This is a genomic window from Gluconobacter aidae (assembly GCF_009547075.1).
Classification (GTDB): Bacteria; Pseudomonadota; Alphaproteobacteria; order Acetobacterales; family Acetobacteraceae; genus Gluconobacter; species Gluconobacter aidae.
In genome coordinates, this window is record NZ_WIPH01000104.1 from 1 (window position 1) to 797 (window position 797).

The 797-nt window shown below is 61.1% G+C and carries 1 pseudogene; it reads left to right on the forward strand.

Features of this window, described 5'->3' with window-relative positions:
• Positions 1-16: 16 nt before the first annotated feature.
• Positions 17-757: pseudogene (gene istA, locus GFJ39_RS13920) on the forward strand (IS21 family transposase); the annotation flags it as partial.
• Positions 758-797 lie beyond the last annotated feature (40 nt).

Consider the following 797-nt stretch of genomic DNA (forward strand, 5'->3'; position numbering starts at 1 on the left):
TTTTGGAGTGATTGACATGGAGCTTCTGAGTGTGATCCGCCGGTGGCATCGCCGGGATCATCTTCCGATCCGCGAGATCGAACGCCGGACAGGACTGTCACGCAATACGATCCGGAAATATCTCCGGGCAGAGAGCATTGAACCGCGGTTCCAGGTTCCCGAACGTCCCAGCCGACTGGACCCGTTTGCTGACAGATTGAGGGGATGGCTGGTTTTGGAAGCCGCCCGATCCCGCAAGAACCGGCGCACGGCGCGACGGTTGTATGAAGACCTTGTGGCACTGGGTTATGATGGATCCTACGGACGGGTGACTGCTTTCATCCGGCAGTGGAAACACGAACAGCACCAGACGCGCCAGACAACGGGCCGGGGTGTTTTCGTGCCCCTGTGCTTCCAGCCCGGGGAAGCCTTCCAGTTTGACTGGGGCGAGGACTGGGCGGTGATTGCCGGCCGTCGCGTCAAACTGCAGGTTGCCCACACCAAACTGTCCTTCAGCCGGGCCTTCATACTCAGGGCCTATCCCCTGCAGACCCACGAGATGCTTTTTGATGCGCTTACCGAGGCCTTCCGCGTGCTCGGCGGCGTGCCGCGGCGGGGTATTTTTGATAACATGAAGACGGCCGTGGACCGGATTGGCTCTGGCAAGGCGCGTCAGGTCAACCTGCGCTTCATGGCCCTGGCCAGCCATTACCTGTTCGAGGCGACCTTCTGCAATCCGGCAGCCGGATGGGAGAAGGGGCAGATCGAGAAGACCGTGTAGGATGCCCGGCGCCAGATCTGGCAGGATCTGCCCGCCT